Origin of the sequence: Acinetobacter sp. KB005, from assembly GCF_049949095.1 — a bacterium.
GTDB classification, from domain to species: domain Bacteria; phylum Pseudomonadota; class Gammaproteobacteria; order Pseudomonadales; family Moraxellaceae; genus Acinetobacter; species Acinetobacter calcoaceticus.
In genome coordinates this window covers 3,023,377-3,038,790 of sequence record NZ_CP188191.1, presented here as the reverse complement: position 1 = coordinate 3,038,790, position 15,414 = coordinate 3,023,377, and the positions used below count along the sequence as shown (strand labels likewise).

The window sequence follows — 15,414 nt, the reverse complement described above, 5'->3', positions numbered from 1 at the left end:
AGCATTACGTTAGAATGGTGTTGCAGGTTATTACTACCCAGTAATAATTTGTATTTCAGGATTTTAAGCTTTTATTGGCTTAAGGCTCATCGCAAGATGGGCCTTTTTTTATGCGATTTAGATTATGATATTTGATCATCATGAAAATAGCCTAAGTATTATAATGGTATGTGAATTAATGAAAACAATCACAAAAAATAGTCTTTAATGACAAGAAGTGTATGATTTGATAAATTAAAGCCACTTGATAATAATAGGTGATACGATGAGATTTTTGGTTCTTGCAACTTTATCTGGTTTAGCTTTGATGGGTTGTGCTTCTGTTCAGCAAGCACCGAATACACAAGAGACAATTCGTTATGCTTCTAGTCCATGCTTTGGCGCATGCCCAATCTATTCTGTAGAAGTAACACCTACGGGTTTAATTCGCTTTGAAGGCAAGCAATATACTAAAGCTATAGGTGTTAAAGAAATTCAAGGCAGTGTAAAAGACTATCAAAAACTTGCAGATGATTTAAAAACTTATCGCCCACAAACAGGCACACAATCAAAAACTGCGGGTTGTCAGCAAACTGCAACTGATATGTCTAGCTATTACATTTCATGGATTCAACCAAATGGCACGGAAACAAAATTGAGCCATTACACAGGTTGTATGTCTCCTGCGAATAATAGACTGAATAAAGTCATGGAAAAGTTACCTGAACAATTAGGCATTAAAGATCTAATTTAATGATAAAGCCCCAAAATCTTGGGGCTTTTTTTGTTAAGAAGAATTATATACTTGAGAGTTTTGTTTTAAGTATTTCTAAAAGAATCAGCGTATAATACAGATTATAAAAACATATATTGTTTGGGTAAACCTATGTTAAATATTATCCATGCCTTTTTGGGCGGCTTGCTACTAGGCATCGCAACAGTTGGATATTTATATATAAATGGTCGTATAGCTGGAATTAGTGGATTGCTTGCTCAAATCATAAATCCCACTAAAGACACCTTTAAAAGTTCTGCATTCTGGTTCATTGCGGGATTGGTAATTACACCTTTCATATATGGTTATTTTTATCAGGCAGAAATTGAAATTAAAGCCAATACGTTTGCACTTATTTTAGCAGGCGTACTTGTGGGCTTTGGAACACGGTTAGGGGCAGGTTGTACAAGCGGTCATGGTATTTGTGGTATGAGCAGGTTATCAAAACGCTCGATGATAGCGACAGCAGTTTTTATGTTTGCAGGCATGTTAACTGTTTATATCATTCGTCATGTGTTGGGGTAATCCTATGAAAAATATCTTTGCTTTTATATTTGGTAGCTTGTTTTCATTGGGTTTAATGATCTCTGGCATGTCTAATCCTGAAAAAGTTTTAAGTTTTCTAGATATATTTGGACAGTGGGATATCAGCTTAATGTTTGTAATGTTAGGCGCTATTGCTGTGGCATTTATTCCGTTTCAAAAGGCGATCAAAAATCCAAAAACACTTTTTAATGAACAAATTCAATTACCAATGAATACACAGATTGACCAAAGGTTAATTGTTGGTGCTTTTATTTTTGGTATAGGCTGGGGAGTAGCTGGCATATGTCCAGCGCCCGCTTTAACACTTATCGGATTAGGGCATTTTGAAGCACTTTATTTTATTGGCGCAATGTTATTAGGAATGTTGATTTACCGAGTCTTAAATAAAGGAAATTAAACCTATGCAACAACCTCTAGTAAAAGATTTTTTTGATGAAAATACCAATACTTTTAGCTATGTTGTTGCGGATTTGGTTACGCGTCAATGCGCCATTATTGACAGTGTACTTGACTACGATGCAGCTTCGGCGACTACAAAAACGACTAATGCCGATTTAATTATCGATTATGTCTTGGCTCAAAACTTTAAAGTGCAATGGATTTTAGAAACCCACGTACACGCAGACCATATGACCGCGGCCCAATATTTAAAATCTAAATTGGGTGGCACAATTGCCATTAGTCAAAAAATCTCAGTAGTACAAGAAAATTTTTCTACTATCTATAATTTTGACGTTAAAAAATTTAATGAAAATCAGCCTTTTGATTATTTATTTGAAGATCATGAGCATTTTAAAATAGGGGATATAGATGCTTATAACATTCCTACACCTGGGCATACACCTGCTTGCTTAAGCTATGTAATTGCTGATGCTGTTTTTGTGGGTGATACTTTATTTATGCCTGATTATGGTTCGGCTAGATGTGACTTTCCTAAAGGAAGTGCTGCCGCGCTCTATGACTCGGTGCAACAGCTTTATACTCTTCCTGATGAGATGCGTATGTTTTTGTGCCATGACTATAAGCCAGAAGGTCGAGATGAATACATCTGTCAAACAGATATAAAAACTCAAAAGCAAAGCAATATTCATCTAAACCGACAAGTTTCTAAAGAGTCATTCATAAAAATGCGTCAAGAAAGAGATGCAACTTTGGCAATGCCAAAATTAATTCTGCCTTCAATACAAATTAATATGAATGCAGGAAATTTTCCGGAACCTGAAGCGAATGGCATCCTTTATTTAAAAATACCATTTAATTATTTTTAGAAATAGCCTAAGCATATCCATCCAGTCATTACCACTCAACAAAATAGCCTAAGCAAATAATAAAATTTACCCCATAGAAATAGCCTAAGTAAGATTTAAAGAACTTGTCTCAAATCCCGTGAAGTCTCTTGCAATAAAGGCAAAATATGTTGAATTAAATATTCTTCAGTTGTTTTCATGGTTGGAGAAACAATGTTTAAAGCAGCAACGACTTTAAAGTCTTGCCCATAAATAGGTACGGCGAGTGCATGAACGCCTAATTCATGTTCTTCACGTGAATAACACCAATCTTGTTCTCGAATCTCTTGTAGTAACTCTAAAAATTTATCGTTTTCAATATGCGTATATTTGGTTAAACGCTGTAGTGGGTATTTTTGAAGCCAGTCCAATTGTTCTTCTTGGCTTAAATGTGCTAGTAAAATTTTACCCGCCGAGGTCGCATGAGCAGGTAAGCGATTACCCAAGTGTAGGCCGTATGGATTTACACGGTCGGTTTGTTGGTGCGCTGCACTACGCGCAATGGTAATGGCTTCATAACCGTCAAGTACCATCACTGAATAAATAAGAGAGGTTTGGTTAGTTAATAGGTTTAATAAAGGCTGCGATACTTTTGGAAGTTGAGCTGCACCCAAATATGCTCCCGAAAATTTAAGAACTTTTGGAGTTAAATAGTAATAGTGGCCATCTGACTCAAGATAACCTAGATATTCTAAAGTTAATAAATGGCGTCTTGCTGCCGCTCGGGTAAGTCCAGTTTTTTCAGCAGCCATAGAAATGTTTAGACGATGTTGATTGCTACTAAAACTATCTAAAATTGCCATGCCTTTACCGATGCCAGCAATGTAATCTTCATGACGAATAGTTTTCTTGTTGTCCTGATTCTGGATTATTCGTTCATCTTTACTCATGACAGGTCCTTGTACGATGTAGGCGTTAGTAGATCAATTTGCTTTATTGAAAAAGTTTAATAATTTCATGTCGCAAAAATTGATGCCTTAAATTATCCCTTAAATCTTCATGCCAAAACATCCCCATTTTGATATTGGTCATCTCAAATGGGAGTGAATGCAAACGAATTTCCGAACTATAGGATAAATGCTGCAAAATCATTCGAGGCATAGTCAATATTGCATTAGATTGTGCACCTAGCACTTGTAACGCCGTTGAGTAGTTTTGACAGCGCATGAATACATTTCTTGAAATTTTTTGATGTTGGTTTAAATAAATATCTTCAAGTAAAGCACCCGTACGGCGTGACGAAACACCGATGTGTCTACCATTGATATAACTAGATAAATCAATTTCTTTAAGTTGACTGCAAATGACAAATTCGTCTGTTACCAGATGGTCAAAGGTAATTTTTGGAGATAAGTATTGTTCCAAATCAATCACGAAGTCGAGCTGCTGCGTCGCCAAGTCTGTCATAATATGTTTTCGATCTAGCTTCATACTCACAAACTGCAAATCTAAATTAAGATTTTGAAAATGTTGAGCAAGTCTTGGAAGAATAATAGGCTCAATTTCATCGTGCACGGCGATTTTTAAGTTTTTTAAACTGGTTGGGTCAAAGACATGTTTCTGCTGGCTAATATTTTGAATGGTTAAAAGCACTTGCTTCACAGTTGGGTAAATCTGTTCTGCAAAAGGCGTTGCAGACATTCTATTACCTACTCGTATAAATACATCATCTTCAAGTTGCTGGCGTAACCGCTGTAAAGCATGGCTTGCTGCCGATTGCGTAATATTGAGACTGCTTGCAGCATTGGAAATACTTTTTTGCTCATAAATCGCAATAAAAAGCGGATATAAATTGATATCTATTCGATGGAAAAAGCTTAAGTCGAGCCCATGCAGATTATGAATATTATTCATGATGTGTTATTTAATAAAATCATTTCATTCATATTAAGTTTCAAGTTATGGTGATGTAAAGACAAGATAATGATGTAAAGGAAAAAATAATGTTTGAACTTTCAAAAACAGCTCAAGATTTTGTCGAGCGAACAAGAAAATTTATTCAAGAAGAAATAGAACCTGTTGAAGTAAAATTTTGGGAAGAAGTTCATGAGCTAAATCCGGATGGAAACTGGAAAAAATGGCAGTGGCCAGCACTTCTAGAAACGCTGAAATCTAAAGCGAAACAAGCTGGCCTTTGGAATATGTTTTTACCAGATGACAAACTCGGTGCAGGGTTATCAGTTCAAGAATATGCACACATAGCCGAATTGACTGGTCGTAGTTTATTGGCACCCACCGTTTTTAACTGTAATGCACCAGATACGGGAAATATGGAATTGTTATGGCGCTATGGTAGTGAACAGCAAAAACAGCAATGGTTACAGCCGTTATTAGATGGAAAAATTCGCTCGGTTTTTTGTATGACTGAACCAGACGTTGCTTCAAGTGATGCAACAAATATGCAAGCAACTGCACTCATAGAAGGGAATGAAATTGTTTTAAATGGCAAAAAATGGTGGTCTTCTGGTTTAGGTGACCCAAATGCCAAAGTCATTATTTTTATGGCGCATACCCCAGATGAAAGCAAAGACCGTCATCATCAACATTCCATGGTTTTAGTGCCTATTGATACGGCGGGTGTTGAAATTCAGCGTATGTTACCAGTGTTTGGTGAATACGATGCGCCACATGGACATGGTGAAGTTCATTTTAATAATGTTCGAGTGCCTCTTGATAACTTTATTGGTGGTGCAGGTCAAGGTTTTGAAATTGCTCAAGGCCGTTTAGGACCCGGGCGTATTCACCATTGCATGCGCTGTATTGGAGCTGCTGAAAAAGCTTTAGAACTGATGATTGACCGTGGTATGTCTAGAACTGCGTTTGGCAAAGAAATTTTAAAACTCGGTGGGAACCTCGAACGGGTAGCTGATGCACGGGTAGCGATAGATCAAGCTCGGCTTTTAACCTTGTATGCAGCCTATAAAATGGATACTTTAGGGAATATGGCCGCTTTAACAGAAATATCTGCAATTAAAGTGGTCGCTCCAAGTGTTTTAGAAAAAGTAGTCGACATGGCGATTCAGCTACATGGTGGCGCGGGCGTTTCAAGAGATACACCATTAACAGGTTTCTTTGCTCAAGCGCGTAGTTTACGTTTAGCTGATGGTCCAGATGAAGTACATAAAGGCATGATTGCCAAATTAGAGTTAGCAAAACGTGGTTATGGTCGTCATAAGAAAGTATAAGTTTAAAGGAAATTAGAATGTCGGTAATTGATATAGGCGGTGAAGTACGTGAAGGTGAAGAACTTGATATTGGAGCAGTTGAAAGTTGGTTAAAGAACCAAGGTGTTGAGTTGGTTGGCCCAGCAATCGTGACCCAATATACAGGTGGTGCTTCAAATTGGACTTATCGTTTAAAGTATGAAAATACCGATTTAATTTTACGACGTCCTCCAAAAGGAACAAAAGCGAAGTCAGCCCACGATATGGCCCGTGAATATATGGTGCAAAAAAATCTTGCGCCTTATTATCCAGTGCTTCCTAAAATGGTGGCACTTTGTCAGGATGAAACCGTTATTGGCTGTGATTTTTATGTCATGGAACGCATTGAAGGAATTATTCCTCGTGCAAAATTGCCGCCCGAGCTTAGATTTAATGAAGAAGATGTTCATGAGCTTTGTGTAAATGTGCTTGATAAGCTAATCGAGTTACACCAAGTTCCTTATGAAAACACGCCCTTAGCAGAGTTGGGCAAAGGTACAGGATATTGCCGTAGACAAGTTGAAGGTTGGGATAAACGCTATGAAAAAGTCCGCACAATCAACGTTCCTTCATTTAAATATGTTCGAAAATGGCTAAACGATAATATTCCTCAAGATTCCACGACTTGCATTATTCATAACGATTGGCGATTTGATAATGTGATTTTAGATCCAGAACATCCAACTGAAGTGATTGGCGTGTTGGATTGGGAAATGGCAACGCTGGGTGATCCATTAATGGATTTAGGCAGTGCTTTGGCCTATTGGGTTGAGCCCACGGATAATATGATTTTCAGATCGACACGCCGTCAACCTACCCATTTAAAGGGGATGTTCTCTCGTAAAGAAGTTGTTGATTATTACCTGCAAAAAACAGGTCTGAACCCTCAAAATTGGGCTTTTTACGAGGTATTTGGCGTATTCCGTTTAGCAGTGATTGCTCAGCAAATTTACTACCGCTATTACCATAAACAAACCCGAAACCCAGCGTTTAAAGACTTCTGGATCGTCATTCATGCGTTACATATCAGAGCTTTAAAACTTATTGGGCAACAAAAAATTCAAGAATCGGAATTTGCTCAGCAATCTCTACAGAAAATACAGGGTATTTTAAGAAAATGACCACAATTTATCTGGTAAGACATGGACAGGCATCATTTGGGAAAAGTAATTATGATGAGTTGTCTGAAAATGGTGAGGCTCAAGCGACTTTATTAGGTCGTTATTTTAAACAAATATTGAAAGAGCAACCTTATGTTGTGGCCGGAACCATGCAGCGCCACGAGCAAACTGCACAACTCGCATTAAATGAATGCTTTCCAGATGCTGTGATTGATCACAATAGTCTATGGAACGAGTTTAATCATCAGCAGGTTTTTGCACGCTATGAACCACGTTTTGAACAACCGGAATTGTTAAAAGCTGACGTAGCACAAGAACAGAACCCGCGTGCCTATCTTGCCAAAATATTTGAAGGCGCAATTGGACGATGGACTGATGGCGATTTTCATCATGAATATGATGAGTCATGGCCGCATTTTAAAGACAGAGTTGAAACGGCACTACAACAACTTTGTGATGAATTGGCAAAAACCAAACCTCGTTATGCAGTTGTTTTTACCTCTGGTGGTGTGATTTCTGTAGCAATTGGCAAATTACTTGAACTGAGTCCCAATCGAACTTTTGCCTTGAACTGGGCAATTACCAATACAAGTCTCACCACTTTACGTTTAGTTGGAAATGAAGCTCAGGTTTTAAGTTTAAATGAACATCATTTTATAAAAGCTGAGCGTCCAGATTTGCTGACATGGATTTAAAAATAAGGATAAAAGCATGGCAAAGACAATTTTAATTACAGGTGCAAGTTCTGGGTTGGGTGCGGGTATGGCTCATGAATTTGCAGCGAAAGGCTATAACTTGGCGATTTGCGCACGCCGTTTAGACCGATTAGAGGCTTTAAAAACTGAACTTGAAAATGAATATGGCATTCAGGTGATTGCAAAAAGTCTAGATGTCACTCATTACGATCAGGTTTTCGAAGTTTTTCGTGCATTTAAGCAAGAGTTTGGTTATTTGGACCGAATTATTGTTAATGCTGGAGTTGGAAATGGCCGTCGTATTGGTAAAGGCAATTTTGAAATTAACAAAGCCACCGCTGAAACCAACTTTATTTCTGCTTTAGCACAGTGTGAAGCGGCGGTTGAAATTTTTAGAGCGCAAAACGCAGGCCATTTGGTGGTAATGTCATCCATGAGTGCCATGCGTGGATTACCAAAACATTTGTCAACCTATGCAGCAAGTAAAGCTGCGGTTGCTCACTTGGCTGAAGGTATTCGTGCTGAATTACTGGATACGCCAATTAAAGTTTCTACAATTTTCCCGGGTTACATTCGCACTGAAATGAATGAAGGTGCTAAACATTTGCCATTTGAAGTCGATGCTAAAACAGGGTGCAAAGCACTCGTCAAAGCTATCGAAAAACAACCCGTGAAAGCTTATGTACCGCAGTGGCCATGGTTGCCAATGAGTATTGCAATGAAGGTTTTGCCTTTAAGATTGGTCAATAAATTAGGATAAAAAATTACCCCCTAAATTTTAGGGGGTAATTTTTTATTTTTAGAACTTCTTGGTGTAATTGACGAAGAAACGATCTTCACCAAAGTCATTGCCGTATTTTACGTTGTAATCAATCCGAATATATTGAAGGGCAACGCCTTTTAAGAACGGCTGCTGAAACGCATAGTTCAAAATCACATTCGACTCAGTTTCATGATTTTTCTCGCCATTGGCTGCCTTGAAGTCATGGCCATAAACATATTTCACCATCGCATTTAAGCCTGGAACGTAATCTTTAAAGTCGTAGCCATACATCACATGGTAAGACTTTTCGTCTTCTTTAAAGAATCCGGTTGCGTTCCAGTTAATAAAATAGGTTTCAGGTAAGAAGCCATCTGGTAGTGGATAAGCTGATTCACCAATAATTTGTTGATAACCTAAACCAAAGGTATGGTTTTTCACTTTTACAGTTTCAAGTAGGCCGATGTTCTGCGCATCAATATCAAAAGTATTGCCATCATCTTTCGCATTGAAGTATTTAAACTTGGAGGTAAGTGCAAAAGTTGGCTGCTTCCATGTATGCTCAAGTCCGACATAATGCTTGTTATACAGATCTTCTAAATTACCAAAATAGTATTCACCCTTGAGTGATGGCGTAAATTGATAACGCAGGTCAATATAATTTAAGCCATCAGATTCTTTGGTAATTCCATTTGCCGTAAAAGAAAACTTTTTAAAGTCCTCTTCATTTCGTGGCGATACTTTTTCAACTCGACCAATTTCGGCATAAAGCTGATCCGAAAGTTGCGACTTTAAATTGGTTCCCCAATACGAAGTGAGTAACTGACGACTGGCATCGACAGCCGTTACGGGTAAATCCAACCAAAGCTCACCTACACTTAAAAGTGTTTTGTCATAGCCCAGCTTTAAGGTCGCGCCGTATTTTAGATAGTCCGATGCTTGAGATTGCGTTTCTTTATTAAAAGGCAAAACTGTATCGGCGACATGTTTGTCTGAACTTAAACGTACTGCATATTGAACAGAAGCGTCTGCACCAATGGTGATTGGCTTGTCTGCTATTACTAGTGGGGTGTCATGCATTTTCGATTTATAAAATAACGACGCTGCTTGCGACCAGCTACCTGTGTCTTTGAGTACATCGTTATCAAAATTACGATTAATGTAGGCATTTTTTAAAGTGAGTTTCCATTCATCTTCAGTTTGCTGATTCGGGTTTGCAGCCCATGAATTGCCACACATCAATACTAAAGTTGCTATAGCTAAAGTCTGGGGTTTAAAGCAATGTAATAATTCCATAATCCATTTCCAAAATAGATGCGCCAGTCCTAGGCATTACGTATTGTGAAATATTTGTGTAGTACTCCCTAAGTTCTTAAAGGGAGTACTGTTAAATAGCAGGTGATTGCTTCAATTAATTTAATTTTTCAAGCTTCATACTTTCACTAAAGAATTTGCAGCCTTTGAAAAGTAAAATTAAAGCCAGCACACAAGAGAACCCACCGACAATAGATAAAGATGAGCCAACCATTAAAGGATTAGCAAAAACTTTATCTGTAATGATTGCGACCAATGTTGTGCCAATACCAAGCCCAATTAAGTTACTGATCAAAAGGAAGAGAGCTGAAAGGCGTGCTCTAAATTGATTTGGCGCTAACATTTGTAAGGCTGTTGCGGAAATCACCAGAGGGAACGATGCAAAGAACATTGCTGGAATCAATAAGCTAACCGACAACCAAAGCTGATCTGTTTGAGTAAAAAATGAAATTGGAATAATCAGACCAACAATACCAATCACACCTGTAATCATCGGAGCATCTTGGCGTCCTTTTTTGATAAACCAATCATTTAACCAACCTGCACAAAACACCCCTAATGTATTTGCAATTAACAGGATGGTACCGAGCATGTAACCTGTTTCTGTTGGAGCGAGTTGAAACTTTCGGATATAAAATGCGGGTGTCCAACTAGTAAGACTGTAGAGCGCCATAGCATAGAAGGTAAAACCTAAATAGTGACAGGCAAAGGTTTTTAAATGCTTTTTAATAAACTGAAGACATTGTTTAAATTTGACTTGATCAACTTGTCCGTTTTGGTTGAGCTGCTGACCTTTACGTGCTGGGTCTTTAACCGTCAGAATAAATAACAAACCAATAATGATGCCGGGTAAACCTACCACTAAAAAAGCGATTTGCCATGCCTTAAGTGCGCCTAATAAAGGAACTTGAATTAAAGTCACGCCTTTAAGTAAATTAATGACATAACCGCCGACTAAAAAGGCAATACCGCCACCTAAAAATGCTCCAACAGAATAGATACCAACAGCGCGACCGAGTTTGTCCTTACTAAACATGTCGCTAAACATCGAGTAAGCGGCTGGAGATAAAGCAGCTTCGCCTACACCAACAGCCATACGACTTAAGAATAGTTGAACAAAGTTTTTACTTAAACCACAAGTGGCTGTAGCCAAACTCCAGACAATAATGCCGATTGAGATAAGCTTTGGGCGTGAAAAACGGTCGGCAATATAGGCTAAAGGTAAACCCATGACGGCGTAAAACAGTGAAAAGGCAAGGCCATGTAATAGACTAAACTGGGTATCTGAAAGTTGAAGATCGGCTTTGATCGGCTCGATCATAAGTGCCAGAATTTGGCGATCAATGAATGAAAATATATAGGCCAACATACAAAGTATGACCACGTACCATGCATATGCATTGGTTTTCTTTTGTGTCCTTTCAACAGCAATATTACTTTGGTTCATACACTTAATCCTTATGTATAAAACTCTTTTAGAGAAGTTGAATCTCGGCTATCTATGTTTCCTAAAAGATAGTTTGGTGTCCCCCCAATAACTTTTGAAAAATAAATAACCTGTTTGATTGAAGAATTGCCTTACATACAAACTGCATATACAGACAAAGATAGTTAAAGAAGAGGGTTAGAATTCCTATATGATGGAAATATTATTTTCTTTTTATATGTAAAATTCCATTACTTATTAAGTATGTTTGGATACCTAATAGGTATTTAAACAGTCTGAAAATTTAGAAATTATTATGATTTGTAGGAAGAAAATGATGTTCTATGATTTTAAGCTTTTGATAAATATTAATAATTTTTAAAAAAATAAGCAGAAGATCATATCGGTTTTCTGCTTACTCTTTCATGTTTAAAACAAGATGAATAAGAGACCTCAGTTAGCTTGAAGGCATCAGATCAAATAATTTCTTCAACTGGTTATTTAGATTGTGGAGCTCATCTTCTGAAAAAGCATTCAAAATACCAGCCAAGGTCACAACACTAATCTGATTAATCTGTTCAACCAGCTCAACACCTTTAGCCGTCAATTTCACCATTGAGATCCGTTCATCTGAAGTAGAAGAGTAGACTTCAACAATTTCATCTTCAACTAATCGATATACAGCCTTGGTTGCAGTGGTTAATTTTAACGTCGAAAGATTAGCAATATCGGTAATACTTGCTTCTCCAAGGGCATTGGTACTTAAAATAATTTTACGGCGTGTATTGTCGATACCTAGTTTTTTTATTGATTTTTCAATAAGTTGTGAATACTTTCCATTAACTTGGGAAATCCAAAAAAAAGGGAAATTTTGAATACTCGACGGTTCTTTATTAGGAAGAAATTGTTCTAAATGATCAAGCATAGCTAAGCAATAACTTAGGAAAAAAGGGTAATCCTATTATAAACAAAATTTTGTATATTTCCTTGAGTACAAATTATAAAAAATACTTGACAATTCCATTAAATTTTCCCATATTTTAATCAATGGATAAAAATACATGGAAAAGTGAATGAATATTATTAGCCAAAGCGTGCATAAAGGAAATGGCAAGCTCAAGGTGATGGTGAAAGATACAATTGATATTCAGGGTCTAAAAACAATTGCTGGCAGTCGAGCTTTATTAAATGTTGAACCAGCTCAAGATGATGCTGAGGTCGTTAAAAACATCTTAAAAGCAGATTGTGAAATTATTGCAAAAACAAATTTGCACGAATTGGCTTTTGGCATTACTGGCATTAATCACGCTTTTGGTACACCCATTAATCCAAAATATCCTGAACTTATTCCTGGTGGGTCTTCAAGTGGTTCGGCTGCAGCAGTTGCTGCTAAACAAGCTGACTTTACTCTAGGCACTGACACAGGTGGTTCTATTCGTATGCCTGCTGCGTGCTGCGGTGTTTATGGTTTAAAACCGACTTTTGGTTGCGTGAGTAGAAAAGGCGTATATCCGCCGTCAAGTTCTTTAGATTGCGTTGGTCCTTTTGCAAATTCAGTCGAGATGATTGAAAAAGCCATGCAAATTATTGACCCAACTTTCAAGCCTATTGAATGTACTAGCGCACCAAAACTTGCTGTTTTAGATGTAAAAGCAGATGACGTTATTTGGAACTGTATTCATCAAGCGCTTCAAAAAGCGAATCTACAGACCACTTTAGAAAAAGTTGAACATTTTGACGCGGCTTATGACGCAGGCATGCAGATTATTAATTATGAAAATTGGCAAGCTTTTGGTGAGTTAACCAAAACAGGTTTAATTGGTCCTGATGTAAATAATCGCCTGTTAAAAGCTGCTGAAACTACCTTAGAGCAAGTAAAGCAAGCCGAAGTTGTGAAGCAGCAGCTGACTCAAGAACTTGATGCTTTATTAGAAAAATATGATGCATTGATCTTACCGACACTTCCGCAAATTCCACCAAAAGTTGCTGAAGCTGAAAATACAGTCGCTTTTTTGAATCTGACGGCTTTAGTTCGTCCCTTTAATTTATCAGGACATCCCGCCATTTCAGTGCCACTTGAAACCAGTGAAGGTTTACCTGTGGGCTTACAGATCGTATCAAAGCATCAAAAAGATGAGCAATTATGCGCAATAGCTAAATTTTGTGTTGATGCAATGCAATAAATTACAAGGAGTTAGATGATGAATAAGTTATCTAAAATGGAGTTTGCTTCTCAAGACAAAGCAATTGACTTAGATGCTTTGTGTCAAGAAATTCGTGAGCGTGCTTGTACAGGCGAATTCGATAATCAGGCGTATGTGAGCCAAGACATTATCGAAAAACTTAAACAGATTGGTGTTTACCGTGCATTAGTTCCTAAACGTTTTGGCGGTGAAGAATGGTCACCACGACAGTTTTGTGAATTGATCGAAAATTTATCTAAAGCTGATGGTTCAGTGGGCTGGGTGGCAAGTTTCGGTATGAGTCCTGCGTATTTGGGAAGTTTGCCTGAAGATACACTTAAAGAATTGTACCAAAACGGCCCAGATGTGGTGTTTGCCGGAGGTATTTTTCCACCACAACCTGCTGAAATTACCGATGAAGGTGTCGTGGTTCGTGGACGTTGGAAATTTTCAAGCGGCTGTATGGGAGCTGACATTGTTGGGGTAGGAATTTCACCGCTTAAAAACAATGAAATGCAAGGTTTACCACGTATGGCAGTGATGCCTGCAAAAAAAGCCAAAATTGAAATGACATGGGACACCGTTGGCCTAAAAGGTACGGGAAGCCACGATTTGGTAGTCGAAGATGTATTGGTCGAAAAGAAATGGACCTTTGTACGTGGTGAACCTTCAAAACTGAGTGAGCCATTTTTTAAATATCCATCCCTCTCTTTAGCCACTCAAGTGTTAACGGTGGTGGGTATTGGTGTTGCAGCTGCTGCATTAGAAGAATTTGAAAAATTGGCACCCGGTAAAGCATCTATTACAGGTGGGTCAGAAATTGCAAACCGCCCAGTGACTCAATATGAATTTGCTCAGGCAGATGCAGAGTTTCAAGCTGCAAAGTCTTGGTTTTATCAAACCATGGACATTGTCTGGAATGAAATTATTGCTGGACGTGAAGCAACTGCTGAACAAATTAGTGATATGCGTCTGGCATGTACTCATGCAGCGCGAGTTTGCGCCAAAGTCACCCGAAAAATGCAAATGCTCGCGGGCATGACAGCGATTTATACCAATAATCCATTTAGCCGTTTTGTAAACGACACCAACGTGGTGACACAGCATGCCTTTATGGGTGATGCGACTTTACAAAATGCAGGATCAATCAGTTTTGGGTTAAAGCCAACCCCAGGTTATTTATAAGTTTAATTTTTTAAAAGGATATTGAGATGGAAGCTAAAAAATCATTACGTGTTTTGTTTTGCATGGGTATTAACCAAAATTTTTTTGATGCGGAACCTGCTGAAGCAAAAGCGGTTTGGGCAGCGTTTGGTGAAATGTGGAATGGCATTCATGACTTACCGGGTGTGCATGTTTTTGGAAATCTTGATGACGATCAAAGTATGGTGGGCCCAAGTGCTGGCTGGCCTTGGACAACATATTTGCTTGCAGATGTTCCGGATATTGAAACCGTACATGCCGCTTGTAACTTGTTTAGAACTACGGTGGTGGGTGAAGGTCCATACAAACTTTGGAAATATTGCAAAGTTGAAGCTCGTGTTGGGCGTGAATTGATTATCCAACGTTAAGGCGACCACAATGACTGACAAAGTGAATATTGCAGAAATCATAGAGCGGCTAGAACAGTTAGAAGCCCATAACGCTATTCGTAACTGCCTGAACCGTTATATGGAAATCTGTGATGAGCTCAATGCAAATACAGATCTTGATGAGTTAATGAATCTTTTTGATCAAGAGTGTATTTGGGAAGGTATCGGTGAGAAATATGCCAAATCTTTTGGTCGATATGATTCTTGGCAGTCGATTTACGACATGTTTAAAAGCTATACCCAAAAAGAGTCTCACTTTGTCATGAATGCGCACTTTGTAAATTCAGAACAAATTTATGTAAATCAAAACCATGCAAATGCTTCATGGCTTATGTTGCAAACTTCAACGTTTAAAGATGGCCGTAGTCATCTGAATGCAGCAAAGCTCAACGTGAAGTTTCAAAAGCAAGCAGATGGAATATGGAAGATTAAACATTTCCAGACACAGAATATTTTCAGTCGTCCCGTATCGCATTGGCACAGTGAAGCCGAACTGCCAGTACCTTCCCAGGAATGACCCAGGACATATTTAAA

The 15,414-nt window shown here is 38.2% G+C and carries 17 protein-coding genes; 12 read left to right on the top strand and 5 right to left on the bottom strand.

Annotated elements, in window-relative coordinates; all coding sequences use genetic code 11:
* Positions 1-274: 274 nt before the first annotated feature.
* The 4 genes from ACPF64_RS14555 to ACPF64_RS14540 all read left to right on the top strand — a co-directional run bounded on the left by ACPF64_RS14555 (position 275) and on the right by ACPF64_RS14540 (position 2,568).
* Entirely contained in the window at positions 275-733 is a 459-nt protein-coding gene (locus ACPF64_RS14555) for a DUF6438 domain-containing protein (RefSeq protein WP_081407642.1), read from the top strand.
* 132 nt (positions 734-865) lie between these two features.
* Positions 866-1,279, top strand: a complete 414-nt coding sequence (locus tag ACPF64_RS14550) for a YeeE/YedE family protein (protein WP_080027223.1) — start codon at positions 866-868, stop codon at positions 1,277-1,279.
* A gap of 4 nt (positions 1,280-1,283) precedes the next feature.
* Entirely contained in the window at positions 1,284-1,697 is a 414-nt protein-coding gene (locus ACPF64_RS14545; protein ID WP_426454150.1) for a DUF6691 family protein, read from the top strand.
* A gap of 4 nt (positions 1,698-1,701) precedes the next feature.
* A complete protein-coding gene (locus tag ACPF64_RS14540) occupies positions 1,702-2,568 on the top strand; it encodes an MBL fold metallo-hydrolase (protein WP_426454148.1) in 867 nt (288 codons plus the stop codon).
* A 95-nt stretch (positions 2,569-2,663) separates the two neighbouring features.
* On the opposite strand, the gene pcaU is transcribed toward ACPF64_RS14540, so the two are convergent.
* Together pcaU and ACPF64_RS14530 are read right to left on the bottom strand one after the other, a co-directional pair.
* Complete coding sequence (pcaU, locus tag ACPF64_RS14535; protein ID WP_003652006.1) at positions 2,664-3,476, bottom strand: IclR family transcriptional regulator PcaU; 813 nt, start codon at positions 3,474-3,476, stop codon at positions 2,664-2,666.
* A 43-nt stretch (positions 3,477-3,519) separates the two neighbouring features.
* Positions 3,520-4,440: a LysR family transcriptional regulator gene (locus ACPF64_RS14530; RefSeq protein ID WP_426454145.1), complete on the bottom strand. Its 921-nt coding sequence runs from the start codon at positions 4,438-4,440 to the stop codon at positions 3,520-3,522.
* A gap of 89 nt (positions 4,441-4,529) precedes the next feature.
* Here ACPF64_RS14530 and ACPF64_RS14525 point away from each other — a divergent pair, with 89 nt between their 5' ends.
* Genes ACPF64_RS14525 through ACPF64_RS14510 form a run of 4 tightly spaced genes read left to right on the top strand, consistent with a single transcriptional unit; the run spans position 4,530 to position 8,365 of the window.
* A complete protein-coding gene (locus ACPF64_RS14525) occupies positions 4,530-5,771 on the top strand; it encodes an acyl-CoA dehydrogenase family protein (RefSeq protein ID WP_426454143.1) in 1,242 nt (413 codons plus the stop codon).
* Between the two features lie 17 nt (positions 5,772-5,788).
* Positions 5,789-6,910 carry a phosphotransferase family protein gene (locus tag ACPF64_RS14520; RefSeq protein ID WP_426454141.1) on the top strand — a complete coding sequence of 374 codons (1,122 nt, stop codon included), beginning with the start codon at positions 5,789-5,791 and terminating at the stop codon, positions 6,908-6,910.
* Positions 6,907-7,605 (top strand): histidine phosphatase family protein, encoded by a 699-nt coding sequence (locus tag ACPF64_RS14515; protein ID WP_311073884.1) that lies wholly within the window; start codon positions 6,907-6,909, stop codon positions 7,603-7,605. Before ACPF64_RS14520 ends, ACPF64_RS14515 begins: the two co-directional genes overlap by 4 nt.
* A 16-nt stretch (positions 7,606-7,621) precedes the next feature.
* Positions 7,622-8,365 carry an SDR family oxidoreductase gene (locus ACPF64_RS14510; RefSeq protein ID WP_426454139.1) on the top strand — a complete coding sequence of 248 codons (744 nt, stop codon included), beginning with the start codon at positions 7,622-7,624 and terminating at the stop codon, positions 8,363-8,365.
* A 39-nt stretch (positions 8,366-8,404) separates the two neighbouring features.
* On the opposite strand, the gene ACPF64_RS14505 is transcribed toward ACPF64_RS14510, so the two are convergent.
* The 3 genes from ACPF64_RS14505 to ACPF64_RS14495 form a co-directional block, all read right to left on the bottom strand.
* Positions 8,405-9,661: an OprD family outer membrane porin gene (locus tag ACPF64_RS14505; protein WP_426454137.1), complete on the bottom strand. Its 1,257-nt coding sequence runs from the start codon at positions 9,659-9,661 to the stop codon at positions 8,405-8,407.
* A 115-nt stretch (positions 9,662-9,776) separates the two neighbouring features.
* On the bottom strand, positions 9,777-11,126 hold the full coding sequence (locus ACPF64_RS14500; protein WP_426454135.1) for a spinster family MFS transporter: 1,350 nt from the start codon (positions 11,124-11,126) through the stop codon (positions 9,777-9,779).
* A gap of 436 nt (positions 11,127-11,562) precedes the next feature.
* Entirely contained in the window at positions 11,563-12,030 is a 468-nt protein-coding gene (locus ACPF64_RS14495; protein ID WP_004642999.1) for a MarR family winged helix-turn-helix transcriptional regulator, read from the bottom strand.
* Between the two features lie 148 nt (positions 12,031-12,178).
* On the opposite strand from ACPF64_RS14495, the gene ACPF64_RS14490 reads away from it, so the two are divergent.
* From ACPF64_RS14490 to ACPF64_RS14475, 4 genes are read left to right on the top strand one after another with little or no spacing between them, the layout of a single operon-like run.
* Positions 12,179-13,288, top strand: coding sequence for an amidase (locus ACPF64_RS14490; protein WP_426454132.1), 1,110 nt, complete (start codon positions 12,179-12,181; stop codon positions 13,286-13,288).
* Between the two features lie 36 nt (positions 13,289-13,324).
* Positions 13,325-14,473 carry an acyl-CoA dehydrogenase family protein gene (locus tag ACPF64_RS14485; RefSeq protein ID WP_426456154.1) on the top strand — a complete coding sequence of 383 codons (1,149 nt, stop codon included), beginning with the start codon at positions 13,325-13,327 and terminating at the stop codon, positions 14,471-14,473.
* A 26-nt stretch (positions 14,474-14,499) separates the two neighbouring features.
* A complete protein-coding gene (locus tag ACPF64_RS14480) occupies positions 14,500-14,859 on the top strand; it encodes a hypothetical protein (protein WP_000387554.1) in 360 nt (119 codons plus the stop codon).
* A gap of 10 nt (positions 14,860-14,869) precedes the next feature.
* Positions 14,870-15,397 (top strand): nuclear transport factor 2 family protein, encoded by a 528-nt coding sequence (locus ACPF64_RS14475; protein ID WP_426454130.1) that lies wholly within the window; start codon positions 14,870-14,872, stop codon positions 15,395-15,397.
* Positions 15,398-15,414 lie beyond the last annotated feature (17 nt).